At 45.6% G+C, this 2,837-nt stretch carries 5 protein-coding genes and 1 pseudogene; all 6 read right to left on the bottom strand.

Translation table 11 applies throughout. The features are described 5' to 3' along the window. Positions 1–507, bottom strand: a pseudogene (locus tag R1Y93_RS00160) (hypothetical protein); the annotation flags it as partial. After that, positions 504–974 carry an ATP-binding cassette domain-containing protein gene (locus R1Y93_RS00165; protein ID WP_500821173.1) on the bottom strand — a complete coding sequence of 157 codons (471 nt, stop codon included), beginning with the start codon at positions 972–974 and terminating at the stop codon, positions 504–506. The gene R1Y93_RS00165 and the pseudogene R1Y93_RS00160, both read right to left, overlap by 4 nt. After that, positions 971–1,123, bottom strand: a complete 153-nt coding sequence (locus R1Y93_RS00170) for a sensor histidine kinase (protein ID WP_500821175.1) — start codon at positions 1,121–1,123, stop codon at positions 971–973. The genes R1Y93_RS00165 and R1Y93_RS00170 overlap by 4 nt, the downstream gene beginning before the upstream one ends. Continuing rightward, positions 1,117–1,611, bottom strand: a complete 495-nt coding sequence (locus R1Y93_RS00175) for a sensor histidine kinase (RefSeq protein ID WP_500821176.1) — start codon at positions 1,609–1,611, stop codon at positions 1,117–1,119. The genes R1Y93_RS00170 and R1Y93_RS00175 overlap by 7 nt, the downstream gene beginning before the upstream one ends. Then, on the bottom strand, positions 1,604–2,020 hold the full coding sequence (locus tag R1Y93_RS00180) for a hypothetical protein (protein ID WP_500821177.1): 417 nt from the start codon (positions 2,018–2,020) through the stop codon (positions 1,604–1,606). Before R1Y93_RS00180 ends, R1Y93_RS00175 begins: the two co-directional genes overlap by 8 nt. A gap of 15 nt (positions 2,021–2,035) precedes the next feature. Then, a partial coding sequence (locus R1Y93_RS00185) for a helix-turn-helix transcriptional regulator (RefSeq protein ID WP_500821178.1) occupies positions 2,036–2,837 on the bottom strand: 802 nt, incomplete at its 5' end.

A 2,837-nucleotide genomic window follows, 5' to 3' on the forward strand; every position in this document is an offset into this window, starting at 1 on the left:
GCCACAGATCCGGCTTTTTTTCCCACGAAGACGGATCTGTCCTTTTTCCGGAAGCAAATCCCCGGTAAGAATCTGGCGCATCTCTTCCATAGCGCCTGCATCCAGGATCTGCACGGCAATGCATTCTCCTTTATTCACCTGAAAATGAAAGCTGTCTGCATGGCTTTCTCCATACCCATCCCATTGAAAAAGAATTTCTTTTTCCTCATGATCCGCTTCCCTTTTCTTGGCATGAAACCGCACCATATCATTGTATTCGGACATATAAGTCACCGGCGGATCATGCTGCATTTCCTCCAGTCCCATCACCTTCAGGATCCGGCCATTGGAAAACAAGCCACATCTGTCACAGATACTGACGATCTCCTCCAGATGAGAACATACATACAGGAAGGAAAATCCCTTGTCTGCATAATGACGTATAATGGCATGAAGCTTTTCCAGTTCATGGTTACTGACCAGTGCTCCCACCTCATCCAAAACGATCAGCCGATACCCCATAATCACGGCTCGCAGGATTTCCCCACTACAATCCTCTCAAATGCAGACAGCTCCGCCACTTCTTTATCGGTTGGCATGTCCAGTCCGATGTCTTTAAAAAAAGGCTCCAACTGCCGGTTCAGGATCTGGGAATGTATCACCCACTGCCGGAACCCAGGCTTGAACACAAAAATATTATCTGCTATGTTCAGATTGTCTGCCAGGGAACTTTTCTCCTGTATAATACTAAGCCGGTTAGCTGTCCTGCGGCTATCTTTCCAGGTATTTACCTTTTCGCCCCCGTAATATACATATCCGTCATACAATGGCAGATTTCTTGCCAGAATCTTAAGGACTGCAGATTTTCCATGGCTGGTCACAGGAAGAAGTCCCATTACCTCTCCCTGATAGATTTGCAGATTGAAATCCTTCAGTTTCACCACCTCATCTTCAATATAAGTGACCCTTTCCATTCTGAGGATTTCATTTCTCATGCAAACACACTCCTGTTTTTGATCTGTCTGTCATCGTTTAAAATAGGAATAGTGATCTCCACATCTGTTCCTTCACCAGCCACAGAATATACATGCATTCCATATTCATCTCCAAAAAGCAGATGAATCCGGTTATTTACATTCACCAAAGCGATCCCCCCTGCTTCTCTTCCTCATCATGAATGGTTTTTGTAGATTTTCCAAGCTTCTGATTCAGCCGTGCAAGAGTCATTTCATCCATACCTACCCCGTCATCGGAGATACGGATGATCAGACGATCCCCGGTGCACTGAAAACGAATGTACAAATTACCGCCTTCGATTTTCAATTCTATCCCGTGGATGATACTGTTTTCCAGGATAGGCTGCAGGGTAAGCTTTGGAATCCTGCAGTTCATGATCCGCTCATATTCTTCCACGTCATACTGGATATGCAGCTTCAGTCTGTCCCCAAAACGATATTTCTGAATCCCGAAATAAGTTTCGCAGTTATCCAGTTCTTCTTCCACAGATACCAGATTTTCGACCTTCGTGATCGTGTAACGAAAAAATCGTGCAAGAGCCTCCGTCATATCCGCAACTCCGTCAAGACCTGCAATAATGGCTTCCCCGCGAATACTCTCCAATGTATTATACAAAAAGTGGGGATTGATCTGATGTCTGAAGAGCCAGATACTGAGCCTGTCTTTTATTCAAATCCATATACTGCGGAGAACGCAAGATCTGATCTACCATCTGCATCTGCTGTCTGGTGGCAGGTGTCAGGTTCAGAAGCTCCATATCATCTTTTTCAGAAAAGAGATACCCCTCCAAAAAGCGATTCATCATCTGTTCGCACCGAAAATAAGGCCGTACCAGCCAGAACCAGCAGGTTACCGGAAACAGTACTGCCATAGCTGTAAGAAGGCCGGCACACCACCAAGGCACCTGCTCTTTATTTGCCAGTAAAATCAAAATACACGCAAACAATGCCAGCAGGGCAGATATGATGATCCCGGCTGCCAGTGCCCGATTTGAAAGATATTTCAGTTTGTCCCGAAGCTTCATATTCGCACCCTGCCTTTATCCATAAAGTTTTCTATATGTAGATGGCTTTACCCCTGCCGCTTTTTCAAAGGTATGTGTAAAGTGCTTCAGATCATTATATCCTACTTTACGGCAGATCTCCGTTACCGGAAGATTGGTTTCACGCAGCAAAAGCTTTGCCTGTTCCATCCGTATATTGATCAGATATTTTGCAAAGCCTTCTCCCTCCGTTTTCTTAAACAAAACACTAAAATAAGCCGAACTCAGGCCTACCTGCTCACTTACTTCCTCAAGGGTGATGGGATCACTATAATGATTCTGTATATATTCCTTTGCCTTTCGTACAGGACGTATTGTGTCATTTTCATATCTTTCAGCCTGCTCCTTCAGGTATTTTTCCTGGAAATCCACAAGGCAATCGAAAATCTCTTCTGCTTTTCCACACTGTCCACACTGTTTCCGAAAACCGTCAAGTACTTCTGTTCGGCTCTGGATCTGAATGCTGGCAGCAAAAATATCCGCAGCACCATATATAAGCTCCAGGATCTGCCATCCCTGCACACCAGGCTGATGATTCACAGCTTCCTGCAGCTCTCTTACTGCCTCGGCCCCATTGGGAATACTGAAAATCTCCACTGCATGGCTTATCTTCCTGAGATAATCGTTCAGGAGCTGGCTTTCCGGAAGATCTGACGGCTGTCCTAAATGCTCCAGAAGCCTTCCATTGCCTCTTACCAGCCGCTCCTGAATAAGCTTTCTTGTCTCCTGCATAGATTCACCCAGGCGGCAAGCCTCCTTATAAGCCGCTCCTGCCGCAATGGAAAAGCTGACCCTCTGG

It is taken from the genome of Blautia sp. HA3515, assembly GCF_059933065.1.